The 16,006-nt window shown below is 69.5% G+C and carries 14 protein-coding genes; 6 read left to right on the top strand and 8 right to left on the bottom strand.

Annotated elements, in window-relative coordinates; genetic code table 11:
- The first annotated feature begins 418 nt into the window (after positions 1–418).
- The 3 genes from B9G38_RS09650 (at position 419) to B9G38_RS09640 (ending at position 2,504) form a co-directional block, all read left to right on the top strand.
- Positions 419–949, top strand: coding sequence for a DUF5817 domain-containing protein (locus B9G38_RS09650; RefSeq protein WP_049930326.1), 531 nt, complete (start codon positions 419–421; stop codon positions 947–949).
- A gap of 65 nt (positions 950–1,014) precedes the next feature.
- The gene (locus B9G38_RS09645; RefSeq protein ID WP_086220236.1) at positions 1,015–2,034 is read left to right on the top strand and encodes a PGF-CTERM sorting domain-containing protein; all 1,020 of its coding nucleotides are present in this window, start codon (positions 1,015–1,017) and stop codon (positions 2,032–2,034) included.
- Positions 2,031–2,504 (top strand): hypothetical protein, encoded by a 474-nt coding sequence (locus B9G38_RS09640; RefSeq protein ID WP_049930323.1) that lies wholly within the window; start codon positions 2,031–2,033, stop codon positions 2,502–2,504. Before B9G38_RS09645 ends, B9G38_RS09640 begins: the two co-directional genes overlap by 4 nt.
- A 39-nt stretch (positions 2,505–2,543) precedes the next feature.
- Here B9G38_RS09640 and B9G38_RS09635 read toward each other — a convergent pair whose 3' ends face one another.
- Both B9G38_RS09635 and B9G38_RS09630 read right to left on the bottom strand, forming a co-directional pair.
- Positions 2,544–2,933, bottom strand: a complete 390-nt coding sequence (locus tag B9G38_RS09635; RefSeq protein ID WP_049930320.1) for a hypothetical protein — start codon at positions 2,931–2,933, stop codon at positions 2,544–2,546.
- A gap of 118 nt (positions 2,934–3,051) precedes the next feature.
- A complete protein-coding gene (locus tag B9G38_RS09630; protein WP_086220235.1) occupies positions 3,052–3,891 on the bottom strand; it encodes a cytochrome B in 840 nt (279 codons plus the stop codon).
- 243 nt (positions 3,892–4,134) lie between these two features.
- Here B9G38_RS09630 and ppc point away from each other — a divergent pair, with 243 nt between their 5' ends.
- Positions 4,135–6,837, top strand: a complete 2,703-nt coding sequence (gene ppc, locus B9G38_RS09625; protein ID WP_086220234.1) for a phosphoenolpyruvate carboxylase — start codon at positions 4,135–4,137, stop codon at positions 6,835–6,837.
- A gap of 14 nt (positions 6,838–6,851) precedes the next feature.
- Here ppc and B9G38_RS09620 read toward each other — a convergent pair whose 3' ends face one another.
- From B9G38_RS09620 to B9G38_RS09600, 5 genes are all read right to left on the bottom strand, one after another.
- On the bottom strand, positions 6,852–7,328 hold the full coding sequence (locus tag B9G38_RS09620; RefSeq protein ID WP_086220233.1) for an MOSC domain-containing protein: 477 nt from the start codon (positions 7,326–7,328) through the stop codon (positions 6,852–6,854).
- A gap of 258 nt (positions 7,329–7,586) precedes the next feature.
- Positions 7,587–8,042, bottom strand: coding sequence for a 30S ribosomal protein S19e (locus tag B9G38_RS09615; protein ID WP_086220232.1), 456 nt, complete (start codon positions 8,040–8,042; stop codon positions 7,587–7,589).
- Between the two features lie 136 nt (positions 8,043–8,178).
- Positions 8,179–9,522: a hydroxymethylglutaryl-CoA synthase gene (gene hmgB / locus B9G38_RS09610; RefSeq protein WP_049930312.1), complete on the bottom strand. Its 1,344-nt coding sequence runs from the start codon at positions 9,520–9,522 to the stop codon at positions 8,179–8,181.
- Between the two features lie 74 nt (positions 9,523–9,596).
- Positions 9,597–11,486, bottom strand: a complete 1,890-nt coding sequence (locus tag B9G38_RS09605) for a hypothetical protein (protein WP_086220231.1) — start codon at positions 11,484–11,486, stop codon at positions 9,597–9,599.
- A 134-nt stretch (positions 11,487–11,620) separates the two neighbouring features.
- Complete coding sequence (locus tag B9G38_RS09600; RefSeq protein WP_049930306.1) at positions 11,621–11,812, bottom strand: hypothetical protein; 192 nt, start codon at positions 11,810–11,812, stop codon at positions 11,621–11,623.
- Between the two features lie 187 nt (positions 11,813–11,999).
- Between B9G38_RS09600 and B9G38_RS09595 the strand changes: the two genes are divergently transcribed.
- Positions 12,000–12,725, top strand: coding sequence for a nucleoside phosphorylase (locus B9G38_RS09595; RefSeq protein ID WP_049930305.1), 726 nt, complete (start codon positions 12,000–12,002; stop codon positions 12,723–12,725).
- Positions 12,726–12,752: 27 nt separating this feature from the next.
- Here the strand turns inward: B9G38_RS09595 and B9G38_RS09590 are convergent, their stop codons facing one another.
- Positions 12,753–13,199, bottom strand: coding sequence for a UPF0179 family protein (locus B9G38_RS09590; protein ID WP_049930303.1), 447 nt, complete (start codon positions 13,197–13,199; stop codon positions 12,753–12,755).
- Positions 13,200–13,335: 136 nt separating this feature from the next.
- Between B9G38_RS09590 and tmcA the strand changes: the two genes are divergently transcribed.
- The gene (gene tmcA, locus B9G38_RS09585; protein WP_086220230.1) at positions 13,336–15,693 is read left to right on the top strand and encodes a tRNA(Met) cytidine acetyltransferase TmcA; all 2,358 of its coding nucleotides are present in this window, start codon (positions 13,336–13,338) and stop codon (positions 15,691–15,693) included.
- Positions 15,694–16,006 lie beyond the last annotated feature (313 nt).

Here is a 16,006-nt window from a genome sequence, read left to right as displayed (position 1 = left end):
GGTCTTGGGGGCGGGTCTCGGTCCGTCCGGGGCGTTCGGTTACCGAGTCGGGCCCCCGGATCCACGCCGAACACCGCCAAAGCCGCAGCCGCGAGGGCGGCGCACGCTCCCTGCGCTCCTCACTCAGTCGCTCCGCTCCCTCGCTGCGGTGCTTGTGTCGCCTGCGCCGCCCTCGCGGCTGCCCCTTTGAGTCCCACCCCGCACAGCACCGCAACCGCAGCCTCACGCCTCCCCAGCCTCGTCGGGCGCGTCCTTCGGGCTCCCTCCGGTCGCCCTCGGAGCGCCCGACTCCCTCGCGCGTGCTGCTCGCGTCCTTCGGACGCTCGCAGGCACACGCCACCGCATCGTCTAACGTGGTCATGGTGCGTTCGCGTCCCGGAGCCGAGGGTTCAAATTCGGGGGCGGCGAATCGGGGCGCATGTACGCGGTCGTCGGCTGCAACGAGTGCGCCAACATGTGGCTGGTCACGGACCCGGAGACGAGCGAGACGGCGAAGTGCTCGCGGTGCGGCAAGACCCACCGGACCGCCAAGCTCAAGCGCTTCTTCGAGTCCGAGGAGCGCGCGGCGGCCCGCCAGGCGCGGTCCGCGCTGCTCGCCAAGAAGCGCGGCGACAGCGCGGCGTTCGCCGAGGTGGACCACGTCGCCGACCTCGAAGCCGCCGTCGAGGACGCCGGCATCGGCGACCGCGAGTACCTCGAGTCGTCGGGCATCGACGCCGACGCCGTCGACGAGGCCGCCTCGCGCGCCGAGGGCGGCGGGGGCGGCTCCCGGAGCCGCACCGAGGTCGTCCGGGACGCGGTCGACGCCCTCGACGACCCGACAGAGGCGGCCGTCGTGGATCGCGCCGCGGCCGACGGCGTCCCCGCCGACGCGGCCCGCGAGATCCTGACCCGCCTCGCGCACCGCGGCGAACTCACCGAGTCGAACGGGCGGTATCGCCTCCTCTGAGCTCGGTTCCAAGCGCAGACGCCGACTGGACAAAGCACTTATATGACGCTCGTGAGGGGTCGCGTATGGACACCCGCACGGCCCTCCTGGCGGCGGCCGCCGCCCTCCTCGTCGCGAGCGCGGTCGGCGCCGTCGCCGTCCCCGGCGCGATCACCGACCCGCGGGAGACGAACGAGCCGCCCGGCCGGATCGACGTCGCCGGCGCGACCGTCGCGCCCGGCGAGGTGCGCGGCGAGACCGCCGAGCTCCGGCTCGGCACCGACCTCCGCCACCGCGGCTCGACAGTCGAGAACGTCACGGTCCGCCACCGCGCGATCGGCAGCGAGTCCGGCCTCCTCGTCGACGAGACCACGGTCGACGTGGGCGACGTCGACTTCGAGGGGGAGCAAACGGTCAACGGCACGGTCGACGTCGAGCGCGAGGGGGGCTACCGCATCGAGACGGTCGTCTTCGCGGACGGCCAGCGCCGCGAGGAACAGACCACTCGCGTCGGCGGCGTCGCGGCGCTCACGCCCGACTACGCGGACACGAGGGTCGGCTTCACCGACGGGACGGTCTGGCCGACGGTCGCCGTGAGCGTCACCGAGGCCGACAACGAGACGGCGACGCTGTCGGCGTCGATTTCCGTGACGAACCGCGGCGACGAGCCGAGCGACGACGTCGACCTCCGGCTCTACCTCCGGCAGGCGGAGTCGAACGTGATCGCCGGGGAGGCGACGGAGACCGTCGGCACCGTCCGCCCCGGTCGCACCGACACCGTGACGGCGACCGTCGAGGTGCCGAACGGCTACAACTACTACGTCGACGCCGCGCTGTTCGACGACGACGTGCTCGTCGACGAGACGCAGGGCGTCGCGAACCTGAACCCGCAGGAGACCCTCTCCGCGAACGAGACGGTCCGCGACGTGCAGTTCACCGTCGAGGACTTCGAGCGCGGCGAGGGGGGCGTCGGCGGCGACAGTGCCGGTGACGACGGAGCGACGCGAGACGGCGGCGCCAGCGGCGACGCGACGCCCGGTTTCGGCCCGCTCGTCGCGCTCGTCGCGCTCGTCGTCACGGCGCTGCTCGCACGGAGGCGACGATGACTGACGAACCGCCGCGTGCCGATGCGACCGACGAACCGCCACGTGACGGCCCGAGCGACGACCGCGCGACTGCCGACGGCGACCGCACCCGCGACCCACCACAGCCAATGACAGACGACACCGACGCGACCGACCGCACGGAAACGGGTCCCGACCGGACGGACCCGGAAGAGACCGACACGGACTACTGGACAGAGCCGGCCGGCTCCGGCGGCTTCGGCCGCCTCTCGACCGACGACCTCCGCGGGCTGCTCGACCGCGTCGGGCTGGCAGTGCTGTCGCTGCTCGCGGTCGTGGCTGGCTGGGGGTTCTACAGCCAGTCCGGCAACGCGATCCGCACGTGGTTCGATCCGGCCTACCAGTCCGTGGCGCTCGCGGTGTTCAACCTCGCGGTCCTGCTCGTCGCGCTCGCGGGCGTGGCCCACCAGCTCCGTCGGATCCGCTCGGCGGAGTCCGGCGGGTCCGAGTAGACCGGCGCCGGAGACAGCCGGCGACGACGAGCCGGCCCGCTACTCATCGGGGATCTGCTCGGTGTCCGTCGGGATTTGTTCCACCTGCCCCGCGAGCGTCGCGGCGTCGCCGGCGACGGTGGAGGGCTCGACGCCGGCCTCGCCCGCGACCAGCCTGACGTGTGCGGCGAGCAGCGCGAGCGCGCGGAGTCCCGCCCCCTCCGGGTCGTCGTCGGTGCGCTGGGCGAACGTGGTGTCGACCTCGCCGTCGCGGACGACGCCGACGTGGACCGCGTCGATGTCGTCGCCGTCGAGCAGGTCGCGGGCGCGGGCCAATTCCGCCTCGAAGTCGTCGCTCGCGGGGGCGTCCGCACCGCCGGCGGCCGCGGATCGGTCGTCGTCGCCGGCGGCCTTGGAGACGGACTCGTCGGAAGCGGGGTCGTCGCTCATGTCATTCCCTCGGACGAGCGAGGTGAAAAGCGCGGCGACGACTTACACGAGACGTCCGAGGGACGAGCGGAGAAGAGGGCGGAGCCGCGACAGGGCGGGGTTACTCCTCGGGCTGGGATTACTCTTCGGGTCGGGGACGCGCGATGAACAGCGCCTCCTCGATGGTGAACGGGTCGTACGTCGACTGGTGGCAGACGCAGTACGAGCCGTCGGCGGCGTCGTAGCGGGCCGACTCCTCTAGCTCCTTGTAGCCCGGAATACAACAGAAGTGGGTACAGACGTTGAGGTACGCCATGAACCCCTGATCGGTCGACGCCTGGAGCCACTCGTTGTTCTGGGCGGCCTCCTCGATCTGCGGCGATCGGAGGACGATCGCGTTGAGGTTGGTCTCGGCGTCCTCCGAGCGCCACGTGACCGACGCCGGCTTGCCGACGCCCTCGCTACCGATCCCGTTGCCCCACTCCTCGTAGTCGGAGAAGTCGTCGATGTGGATCCGGTCGCCGCCCGAGTAGGTGTTCGACTGCCAGTCGTACGGCGGACCGCTCGCGGCGCGGAACAGGTTGTCCGACTCGAAGTTCGGCTGGAGGTTCTCCTGCGACTCGACGCCGCAGTACTGGTACCACGCACCGGTGTAGGTCACCCCGCCGAGGTCCTGCTGCGCGACCTCGATCTCCTGCCCCTCTTGGGTGACGGTCGTCGTCTCGGGCCAGATGCCTTCGAGGTAGCCGTCGTCGGTGACTTGAACCGGGATCTGCGGGAGCCCCCGGGGCGCCGGGCCGCCGGTGTGTGCGATGGTCTTCGCGACCGTCGACCCGCCGCCGACGCCGCCGGCGGTCGTCAGGGTGTTCACGGTCGCCGACCCCATCGCACCGACCCCAGCGAGGGCCGCGCCGCCGACGACGCCCTTCACGAAGCGTCGCCGCCCGGACTCAGACGGATACTTATCGGACGCACTCATGCTCGCTACTGAGGTTGGATCGGTAAAAAGGGTGACGAACCCTCCACAGCGGCGAGAATCGGAGCCATTCCGGGTCGACGGCGACGCTTCGGAACCGGGCCGCGCTCGGGACCGACGAGTCGCCGCCGCCATCGCCTCCGGCCGGGGTCGGCAAGGAACGTTCGTGATCGAATTTACTCGGAACCGGGGCAAGCATTCGTCTAGCCCACGGTTTTAACCGATCCCGACCGAACTGTCTGTGGTATGAAGTTGCATAATCGGGACGTGCGGACGGACGTTCGAGAACTCGGGGCGCTGGTGGGGGACGTCCTGGCCGCGCAGGCCTCGACCGAGGCGTACGAGACGGTAGAGACGCTGCGCAACGAGGCGATCGACTACCGACGGGGCGACGCCGCGACCCGGGCCGCCCTCCACGAGGCGGTCGACGACCTCTCGACGACACGCGAGGAGGTCGTCGCCCGCGCGTTCACGACGTACTTCGAGCTCATCAACCTCGCCGAGGAGCGCGAGCGCGTCCGCGCGGTCCGGAACGCCGACGACGGGACCGCCCTCCACGACTCCTTCGACGCGACGATAGCCGAGTTCGCCGAGGCCGGCGTCGACGCAGACGAACTGGAGGAGCTGCTCGCCGACGTGCTCATCGAGCCGACGTTCACCGCTCACCCCACGGAGGCCCGACGGTCGACGGTGAAGTCCAAGCTCCGCTCGATCGCGAACCACCTCGGCGAGCTCGACGAGCGCAACCTCACCGACCGCGAGCGGCGCGCCGTCTGGCGCGACGTCACCGCCGAGGTAACCAGCCTGTGGGGCACCCGACAGGTCCGCCAGCGGGCCCCCGAGCCGGAAGACGAGGCGCGCAACGTCCAGTGGTACCTCGAGAACACGCTGTTCGACGTCGTCGGTGACGCCTACGAGGAGTTCGAGGAGACCATCTCGAAGGAGTACGACGACGTCGACTGCCCCAAGCTCTTCGAGTTCCGCTCGTGGGCGGGCTCCGACCGCGACGGCAACCCGTTCGTCACGCCCGAGGTGACCGACGAGACGCTCGAACGCCAGCGCGAGGTCGCCGTCGAGAAGTACCGAGACCGCTGTAAGCGGCTCTCCGCGGTGCTGAGCCAGGACGGCGACCGGTACGCCGACGGCGACGCGCTCGCGGAGTCGCTCGCGGCCGACGCCGAGCGGTTCCCGACCGTCGTCGAGGAGGCGCGCGAGCGGTACCCCGACGAGCCGTACCGGCAGAAGCTCCGGCTGATGCGCGAGCGCCTCGACCGCGTCAACGACGTCCGGCCGGGCGAGTACCCCGACGGCGACGCGTTCCTCGACGACCTCGACGTGATCGCCGAGTCGCTCCGCGAGGACGGACAGGAGTCGGTGCTGGAGTCGTTCGTCGAGCCGTTCCGCCGGCAGGTCGACACGTTCGGGCTCACGCTGGCGTCGCTCGACCTGCGCGACCACCGCGAGAACCACACCGAGGCCGTCGCCGAGGCGGTCGCGGCCGAGGGCGTCGACTACGCCGAGATGGACGAAGACGAGCGCGTCGACTTCCTCACCGAGGCGATCCTCCAAGAGGACCCGGTCGTCGACGTCGACGAACCCGGCGACGTCTCCGAGACGACGGAGCGCGTCCTCCGCCGGTTCGCGTCGTTCGCGGGCTGGCAGGACGAGTACGGCCAGCAGGCGATAGACACCTACTGTATCTCGATGACGGAGGAACCCAGCCACGTGCTGGAGGTGCTCTTCCTGGCCGACCAGGTCGGCGTCGTCTCCTTACCCGACCACTGCGCGGTCGACGTCGTCCCGCTGCTCGAGACCGAATCGGCGCTCAACGGGGCCGAACGCATCCTCGGTACCCTCTTCGAGAACGAGGCGTACGCGGCCGCGCTGAAGGCACGCGACGAGGTCCAAGAGGTCATGCTCGGCTACTCCGACTCCAACAAGGAGAACGGGTTCCTCGCCGCGAACTGGGACCTCTACGAGAACCAGCGCCGGATCGCCCGGTTCTGCCGCGAGGAGGAGATCACCCTCCGGCTGTTCCACGGCCGCGGCGGCTCCATCTCGCGCGGCGGCGGCCCGATGAACGAGGCGCTGACCGCGCTCCCGAACGAGACCGTCACCGGACAGGTGAAGTTCACCGAGCAGGGGGAGGCGATCGCCGAGAAGTACGCCAACCCGCGGATCGCCGAGCGCGAGCTCGAACAGATGCTGGACGCCCAGATCCGCGCCCGGAAGGAGGCGAACGAGGAGCCGGTCGAGAACGTCCCGGACCGCTGGGTGGAGGCGATGGAGGTCATGGCGCCCGCCGCCCGGGAGACGTACCGGGACCTGCTGAACAGCGACGGATTCGTCTCCTACTTCGAGCAGGCGACGCCGATCAGCGTCGTCGAGGACCTCAACCTCGGCTCCCGGCCCGCCTCCCGCTCCGGCGAGCGCAGCGTCGAGGACCTCCGCGCGATCCCGTGGGTGTTCTCGTGGACCCAGACGCGGCTCATCCTCCCCGGCTGGTACGCAATCGCCTCGGGGATCGACGCCTACCTCGACGAGGTCGGCGAGGAGGAGGGGATGGAGACGCTCCGCGAGATGTTCGACGAGTGGCCGTTCTTCCGGACCACGCTCGACAACGCCTCGCTGGCGCTCGCGCGCACTGAGCCGGAGATCGCCGCCGAGTACGCCGACCTCGCCGACGACGAGCTCCGCGAGCGCTTCTTCCCCGAACTCGTCGACGAGTACGAGCGCGGCCGCGAGCTAGTGTTGTCGATCAGCGGCCGCGACCAGCTGCTCCGCCGCGAGTGGCTCGAAGAGAGCCTCGACCGCCGGAACCCCTACGTCGACCCCCTGAACCTCCTCCAGGCGAACCTCCTCGGGCGCACCCACCGCACCGACGAGGAGGAGCGCACCCTGCGGCTCACCGTCAACGGCATCGCCGCCGGGATGAAAAACACCGGATAACCCGGGGTCGGTCGCTACCAGACGATCTCGTCGCCGACCGCTACCGTTCCCGACTCCACGATGCGGGCGTCGAGCCCGCCGCGACCGTCGAGCGCGGTCACCGCGTCGGACTCCTCCGCGAGATCGGCCATGTAGCCGCAGGGCTCGCAGCGACCCGTCCCCTCGACGGTCGCTTGGCCGACCCGGAACCGCTCGCCGACGAGCTCCCCGAGGTCGACACCACGCGTCGTGACGTTGCGCCGGTGCGCGCCCGCCTCTAGGTCGACGCCGTGTTCGGCGGCCGCGGCCGCAAGCGTCTCGGCCTCAATCAGCGTGATGTCGCTCGGCTCCAACTCCGACTGCTCGTTGTAGATCCCGTCGCCGTCGAAGTAGCGGTCGCCGCGGAGCCCGCGGTCCGCGACCGCCTCGACCGCCTCCCGGGGCTCCGGGTCGCCGCCCGTCCCAGAGGCGACGTGAATTCGTTCGACCGTGCCGACGCGTGACTCCGTCATGCGCGACTCACGCCGGCACTCCGAGACGCGGGATCAAGAAGGTAGCGGGGGAGCGACCGAAGGAGAGCGTCCGAGGAGAAGAAGGCCGACGCGTATGTGTCGATTTACCCGATATCAGATTTTGTATAGCGGTGTTTGGTTTACGACGTGCGCAACGGGCGAACTCGCGAGACGAAGCAGCCGCTTGCGAGACGCGTGCGATGTGACCGAGAAAGCAGTCGCTACGGCGGTAAAGCGGCCAGAAACAGAGATATCGGTTTACGCGTAGCGTTCGAGTTCCGGACGGTCGAGGTCCTCGAAGACTTCGGTCGCGACCTCGGAGAGGAACGCCTCGCCCTCATCGGAGAGGCGGCGACCCTCGCCGGAGGCGGTCGTGACGAGCCCGTCCTCTTCGAGCGCCTGGAGCGACGAACGGATGAGCTTACGCGAGCCCCCCTCGTGCTCGCCGGGGCGGACGATGTAGCGATTGGAGCCGCGCTTCTTCGAGCCGTACTCGGTCGCGAGCCGCTCGATGCCGATCGGCTCGTTCTGCGCGACCTTTCGCAGGAGGCTCGCGGAGCGGACGTACCAGAAGTCGTCCTGCTCCGGCGGGAGCTCCTTGCCCGCGCCGCTTTTGGCGAACTCGACCCAGTCGGGCTCTTCGATCCGGTCCTCGAGGCGGGCGGCGACGGCCTCGCAGAGGTCGTCGGCCGGCACGTCGTAGATGGTCACCATTGGGTGTCGATTCACGCCAGCGTCGTTTAAAAGCATCGTATCGCGAACGACCCGTGTGAGCCGTTTTCACGGGATTGCGGACCGCTGCGGATGACTCACAGTTCGGTGAGCGTGCCGGTCAGCGGCGGTCGCGGCGCTACTCGGCGTACTCGTACTGGCGCTCGTTCATCCGCCCCCAGCCGGTGAAGACGAACTCCCCGTCGGGCTGGGTGAACTCCTCGACCTCGCGCCCGAGGTCGGCGTCGTACTCGTGGACGTCGTGGACGTCCTCGTACTCCTCCCACGTCAGGTCGTAGCGGGCGTCGAGCTGGTCGTCGATGTCGAGCCTCTCGATCTCGGCGCGCCACCCCTCTCGGATCGTCTCGGCGTGGATCTCGGCCTGCGCGCCCGAGCCGTAGGAAGCGACGAGCAGCGTGTCGCCGACGAACTCGCGGTCGCGGGTCAGGGCGTCTCGGAGGGCGCTCACGCGGGCAATGTGGACCGAACTGGTGTACCAGTTGCCGACCTCGCGAGAGAGGCCGAGCGTCGGCTCGACTGCCGTGTCGTACCACGTCTGGTACTGCTCGGTGGTCTTTAATTCGTCCATGTACCCGCGGATCGCCTCCTCGTAGGCCTCCCGGTCGTCGTACTCGCCTTCGCGGGGCTGGCGGCCGATCTCGTCGGCGAGCGCGTCCTCGTGTGCTGTATCGCGGATGACGTGACGGTAGGCGAGGAGCGCCGCCTTCCGGACCATGCCGGGGAACGGCGTGTGGAACGGCGCGTACGCGAAGTCTTCCAGCTCGATGTCGTCCGTGACGGACTCGTAGTCTTCGAGGGCCTCGCGCATCCGGGAGAGGTACACCTGGACCGACCGCTTCCCGTCGACGCTGGGGAACTGCTGGTTCGGCTTGAGGAAGTCAGTCTCGTCCTTCGAGCCGTACCCCTGATCCGTCGAGAGCTCGACGATCGAAGGGTCCTCGTCGATCAGCATCGCGACGGCGCCGGCGCCCTGCGTCGCCTCGCCGGGGTCACCGCGAGCGTACAGCGCCGTGTCCGTGGTGATGACGAGCGCGGGGCGGTCGCGGTTCCGGCCGGCGCGGATCCAGTTGTACGCGTCGTCAATGGCCTGCGTTCCGGCGAGGCAGGCGAACTTGCGCTCGCCCTTGTTGGCGTGGGTGAAGTCGCCGTCGTACACCTGTTCGAGGCAGCCGGCGATATACGTCGACACGGGCTTCGAGTGGTCGAACGCCGACTCGGTGGCGACGTCGATCCGGCCGACGTCCTCGGGTTCGAGCCCCTTCCGGTCCATCAGCCCCTTCGCGGCGTTCGCGCCCATCGTGACGATGTCCTCGTACACGTCGGGGAACGAGGAGTTAGTGAGCCCGAGCCCCTTCGTGTACTTCTCGGGGTCGTCGCCCTTCTCCGGCGCGAACGTGCCCGGCAGGTCGAGTTTGAGCTTCCCGGTCCAGATCTCGATGCCGTCGATCCCGACTGCGGTCATACACGGACGTTCATGCGGCCGGCATATGGCTTTGTCGATGAGGATTACGTCGATTGTGGAATGTACGGCGGAGGTTAATTAGGAGGACCGGGTTGTCGTTCGTCTGCTTGGAAGAAGAATTGCTTGACACTTCCGTCATCGAATTGAAGCGCCACAACGATGTCCGCGTTAGCTTCTGAGTTAACCATGCTAATGTTCTCGATGCCGGTATCCAGCTTGTCAAATCTCACTTCAGTGTCTCCGTCTGATGGGCCAACTACAACGCTCGGATTGAATGTGTAATCGAAGCTTCCATCTGTGGAGCCAGCAGGGTCGCTTGGCTCTCCCCTGATCGTAAACTTGGATTCTGAATCGGCACCAACAGAACTTAGAGAGCCAGTCGTTCTGATTGCCGCAGCATTGATACTAATGTCTGAATCAGCAGTTATGTCGAATCTTAGCTTGCCGGAGTTGCCTGAGCCTGTAGTTGACCCGGTCCCGTCGACAGCTTGGGCGGCGTCAGCTTCGCTGCCCGTGCCTGTATTCTCAACGACTGTGACACGGGTCACATCAACGTCATCGCCAGCAGACGCGTAGAAAGTGAAATTATCCCCGGCGTTTGCCCCATTAGTATTGAAATTACGGACAGTTGTCCGACCGTCCGCATCCGTCTCGGAGGGCTCGTCGAAACTCGGAATTCCGTTCACATTGCCTAGCGGCGTGAGAGCGACATCAACGGCGGCGTTATCGATTGGAGCGTCAGAATCGGCGTCGGAAACTAGTATGTCGAGTTCTCCGTCAGTAGTCCCTTCCTCGATCGGAACAGGATCGAACTCGTCCCACTCGACCTCATAGATGCGATTCACGCCTGTCGTGGGCGCGTCAGCGGACGCATCGAAGGAGACATCCTCGAACGGCTGCGCATCGGTCCCGTTGATCGTCGCCGTGATTGACGTCCTGTTCGCTTCGAAGAACACGCGTCCGTCGTCGTTCGTCGTGTTCTCCCGACCGTCCCCGACGATCGACACCGTCGCGTCCGGCACCGGATTGTTGTACCGGTCTCGGACCTCGACAGTAACCGTATCATCGAGAGCGACGTTCTGCGGGCCGACAGGAACCACGTACGCCGGTTCCGTCTCGCCCGACGCGTCGAGTGATACCTCCGAGAGCGCTAGTCGGTAGGGACGGTCGTCCGAGGTGTTATCCAGCGTGACCCGGAGCGCTTCACCGGTCGCGTTCGGCGTCGCGGTCGCGCCCGCCGGGAGCGCACCATTCCAGCGGTCCGCGAGGGCAGAGGCGTTCCCGATCGCGGTCGGGAGTTCGAGGGTGATCTGCCCGCCTCTCGGTTCGAGCGGAACCGTGGTGTCGCTCGCGGAGACGGCGCGCGGGTCGACGCTACGCGGAACGACGCCGGTTTCCGACACCGAGCCGGTCAGCGCGGTCAGCGAGATCCCCTCCTCGGAGACGACCGTCTGGCCGGTCCGGAGCAGGACCGCGTCGTCGAACTCGGCGGCGACGACGGAGTGCTCGTAGACGAGTTCGGGGGCGCCGTCGAACTCGTTGTACTCCGCGTCGTAGCGGAGCGAACGCGTCTCGAACGAGGGACTCATGTTCCAGAAGTCGCGGGCGTTCTGGTGGGCGCCGTCTCCGACCGTCGCGTTCAAGACCCGTATCGGCCCCGTCGGCTCCGTTTCGAGCGACCCCGACACGGGCGGCGGGTTGATGAAGAACGTCCGGGCCGGGTACCGCGTGCCGAGGCGGACCTGCGTCGACCCGGTCGAGCCCGTCGAACCGGCGCGGAGGACGTCGTTGCGGAGGTCGCCGAAGTCGTCCTCGACCTGCTGGCTGTGTTCGAACTCGACGTTCGCGTTCTCCGTCGGGACGACTTGAATCTGGAAGATTCCGAGCGCAACGATCAGGAACCCGAACAGGATCACCGTCCCGACCACGACCGACTGGCCTCGACGGTCGCGACTGAATCGCATTGTGCGGTGTCGACGCCGAGCGGGTATAAAAGCCTCCGTCGACCTCTCAGTCACGATACTCGGACGACAACTGCGGAGACCGGGGATCATCCGCCCGTCCGTCGCTCGGTTCATCCGTTCGCCCGTCGTTCGGTTCATCCGCCCGTCCGTCGCTCGGTCAGCCACGCCGACCCGACCGCCACGACGCCAGCGAACCCGCCGAGCAACACCGCCTGCGTCCAGTTGAAGCCAAGCAGCGTCCCGGCGACGAGTGTCACGAGGAGGAACGCGACGGTGAGCGCACCGAGCGTCGAACCGAAACCGGCGGAGGCGTCAGCGTCGGTCATAGTCGAACGTCGCGGCCTCGGGCGATAAAACGGCCCGATCCGGTGGAGTCGGTGGTCCAGCCTGAGGGGGACCGCGGCCGTTCGATCGCTGTTGTAAATCGCATAGCGCGATATCAAATTGTGTTTGCGGCGTGATCCCCGCCCGCCGACCGGTCCGTTTTTGCGCGCGGCCGCTGTTGCGGCGCGTATGGCGAAACAGCCGCACCTGCTGGTCGAGGAGGGCGACGTCCACGAGATCGCGGTCATCCCTGGCGATCCGGGTCGCGTCGACCGGATCGCCGACCTGTGCGACGACAGCGAGGTCGTCGCGCAGAACCGCGAGTACAAAGTCGTCAACGCGACCTACGACGGGGTCGACCTCACGATCTGCTCGACCGGGATCGGCTGCCCGTCGGCCGCCATCGCCGTAGAGGAGCTCTCGCGGGTCGGCGTGGAGACGTTCGTCCGGTGTGGCACCTGCGGCGCGCTCCAGCCGGAGATGGAGGTCGGCGACATGGTCGTCGCGACGGGCGCGGCCAAGGAGGAGGGGACGAGCAAGCGGTACGAGTCGGCGAACTACCCGGCGGTCCCGGACTACGACGTACTCACCGGCTTGGTCGATGCGGCCGAGGACAACGACGAGGAGATCCACGTCGGCCCTATCGTCTCGGACGACGCGTTCTACAACGAGGACGACGAGTACGTCGAGGACTGGAACGACGCGAACCTGCTCGCGATCGAGATGGAGGCGGCGACCGTCTTCTCGCTCGCGCGGCGCAAGGGGCTCGCGGCGGGCGCCATCTGTACGGTGGACGGCAACCTCGTCGCGGGCACGCAGAAGGGGGCAGACTCCGACGACGAACTACCGGAGAAGGCGAAAGACAACGTCGAGCGCGCGATCCGGATCACGCTGAACGCGATCACCTCGCTGTAAGCGAAGCGAGCGGCCCCGCGGCCGGACTCACTCCTCCGCGCGGAACTCCACGAGCGTCAGGTCGCGGTCGAGCGCGCACGTCTCGTGCGGGGGGTCGCCGAGCACCTGATCGATGACGCGCTCCTCGTCGAAGTCGGCGCCGTCGGGGACGCAGTAGCCGTGGCTCGGGCACTCGGTGTGCGGGCAGGGACCGGCGAGCGACGCCTTGCTCCCGGCGTACGCGCGCTTCGACGGGACGTTCGCCGGGACCGACGCGGGCTCGACCTCGACCGCGCGGACGCCCGCGTCGTGGACGGCGCAGTCGAGCGTCTGGGCGTTCTCGCGGATGTCTGTCACCCGGTACCGCTTCCCCTCGGTGAGGTTGAGACACTGGCCGCGGTAGGGACACCCTTCGCAGCCGGCCGATTCCCCTTCGTAGACGAACTCGCGGCCCACGTCCGCGAGCCGAGTCCCGATGAGCGTGACCGTGGTCATGCCGGGAGCGACGCGCCGCGCGGCCGTAAGCCTCCCGCCCTTGCCGGCGTCGCCGGAGCGTCGTGAACGAGCAACTCGCCTCGGCGACGCGCGGAGGGGAAGACACATGACCGCGCCTCGGCAACCACGAGCGGAGATGATCGCGGGAGTCGCGCGCGAACTGCGCGCCGAGGCCGAGCGGACGAACGAGCGGCGCGTCCTCGTGCTGGCGGGCGACCGCGACCGGGGAACCGACGCCGCCTACGACGCGATAGTGTCCCTCGGCGTCGACGACGAGGCGGTCTCGCTCGTCTCGACCCGGGAGGGGTTCCGGTTCGAGGAGCACCGCCCGCGGAGCGCCGACGAGCTGCTCGGACGCACCCGCGAGGCGGTCGTCCTCGACTGCCACGAGCGGTTCGTCCCCAACGCGCTCGGCCGCGCGGTCGGCGCGGTCGACGGCGGGGGGCTCCTGATCCTGCTGACGCCTCCGCTCGACAACTGGCCGGCGGTCCGGGACCGCTTCGACGACTCGCTCGCGGTCCCCCCGTACGGCGTCGGCGACGTGACCGGGCGGTTCCGCGAGCGCCTCGTCTCGACGCTCCGGACGCACCCCGGAATCGCGGTCGTCGCACTGGGGGACGACCCCGCGGGCGGCGCCCTCGAACGAGACGGCCTGACCGCGGAGAAAGGCGACGAGCGCGGCGGTGGGGACGAACGCGGTGGCGAGGGCGAACCCGACGACGCGGACGACCGCGACGCGCCGAGCCCGCCGCCGGGTGCGGCGTTCCCCGCGGCCGCGTACGGCGCCTGTCTCACGGACGACCAGGCCCGCGCGGTGCGGGCCTTCGAGGCGCTCGCCGACCCCGGATCGGCGGTCGTCGTCGAGTCCAACCGCGGGCGCGGGAAGTCGAGCGCGGCCGGGATCGCGGCGGGCGCGCTCGCGCTCGGCGGCGCCGACGTGCTCGTCACCGCGCCCGCGTTCCGGAACGCCGCGGAGGTGTTCGCGCGTGCCCGAGAGCTGATCGAGAGCGAGACCGATTGGGAACGCGACGGGATCGACCGCGACGGCGATGCGGACGACCGCGACCTCCGGACGCCGGCGGGAGATTGGGTACGCTTCCTGCCGCCGGCGGCCGCCGCGGCGGCGGCGGGCGAGGCGGACGCGGCGGTCGTCGACGAGGCGGCGGCGCTCCCGGTGCGGCTGCTGGAGGGGTTCCTCGACGCGCCCGCGGTCGCGTTCTGTACGACGGTCCACGGCTACGAGGGGGCGGGCCGCGGGTTCGCGGTCCGGTTCCGGGAGCGGCTGGTCGGCTCGCGGTTCGCGGTCCGGGACGTGCGGCTCGACGAGCCGATCCGGTACGCGCGGAACGACCCGGTGGAGGCGTGGGCGTCGCGGGCGCTCCTGTTGGACGCTCGCCCGGCGGTCGACGACGCGGTCGCGGACGCGTCGGTCGACGACGCGACGTATCGGGCGCTCGACCCGGAGGAACTGCGCGCGGACGAGACGCTGCTCGGCGAGGCGTTCGGGCTGCTCGTCACCGCACACTACCGGACGGAGCCGAACGACCTCGCGCGGCTGCTCGACGCGCCGAACCTCGTCGCGCGCGCGCTCGTCGCGGACGACCGGGTCGTCGCGGTCGCGCTCCTCGCGCGGGAGGGCGGCCTCGACCCCGAGACGCGGCGGCGGATGTACGAGGGTGAGCGCGTCCGCGGCAACATGGTGCCGGACGTGCTCACGAGCCAACTCCGCGACGAGGCCGCGGCCGAGCCGCGCGGCCTGCGGACGGTCCGGATCGCGACCCACCACGCGCTCCGGGACGCGGGGTTCGGCTCGCGGCTGCTCGGCGAGGTCCACGCGGAGTTCGGGGGGGAAGTGGCGGGCGACGGCGAAGCGACTCACGACGACGGAGAGCCGGTCGACTACTTCTCGGTCGGCTACGGCGCGACGCCGCGCCTGCTCCGCTTCTGGAAGCGCGCGGGATACCGGATCGGCCACCTCTCGACGAGCCGCAACGACGCCTCGGGGGAGCACTCCGCGATCATGCTGCGCCCGGAGACCGCGGCCGGGCGCGACCTGCTCGCCCGCCACGCGGTCGCCTTCCGGGACCGCGAGCGCGACGGGCTCTCCGACGCGCACCGCGACGTCGACCCGGACGTGATCCGCGGCGCGCTGGGTGCGTGTTCCGCCTCCGTCCCGGTCGATCTCACCGAGACCGAGTGGCGCTCCGTCGTCGGGGCGTCGGTCGGGCCGGGGATGTACGACAGCGCGCCCGGCGCGTTCCGCGACCTCGCGCTCGCGGCGCTGGTCGAGGGGACCGACCTCGACGACCGGGCGGAGCGCCTGCTCGTTCGGAAGGTCCTCCAAGGCCGGCCGTGGGAGGAAGTCGCCGACGACCTCGGCTTCGCCTCGACGAGCGCGTGTATGCGGGCGCTCGGCGACGCCTACACCCCCCTCGTGGAGCGGTACGGGACCGACTTCGCGCTCGCGGAACGGGAGCGGTTCACCGGCGAATGAGCGGATCGGCTACGGCCGCTTGCTAACAGGTCTGCGGTGGCGCGTGCCTCCGAACGCCCGTAGGGCGTGAGGAGCACGCGCGAGGGACACGGTTCGCGCTCGGAGAGCGCGAACCGCGAGGCTGGGGAGGCGTGAGGTGCCGTGCTGTGCGGTCGGGGCGGGACTCAAAGGGGCAGTCGCGAGGCGGACGCAGGCGACGCAAGCACCCCAGGCGCGAACGAAGTGAGCGACGCGGAGCGCAGCGCACGTGTACCCGCCTCGCGACTGGGGCTTTGGAGACGTTCGCCGGCCATCCCGCGTTGACCCCTGTACA

This window comes from Halorubrum sp. SD612 (assembly GCF_002135005.1).
This window is presented reverse-complemented; position numbering and strand designations above follow the sequence as displayed.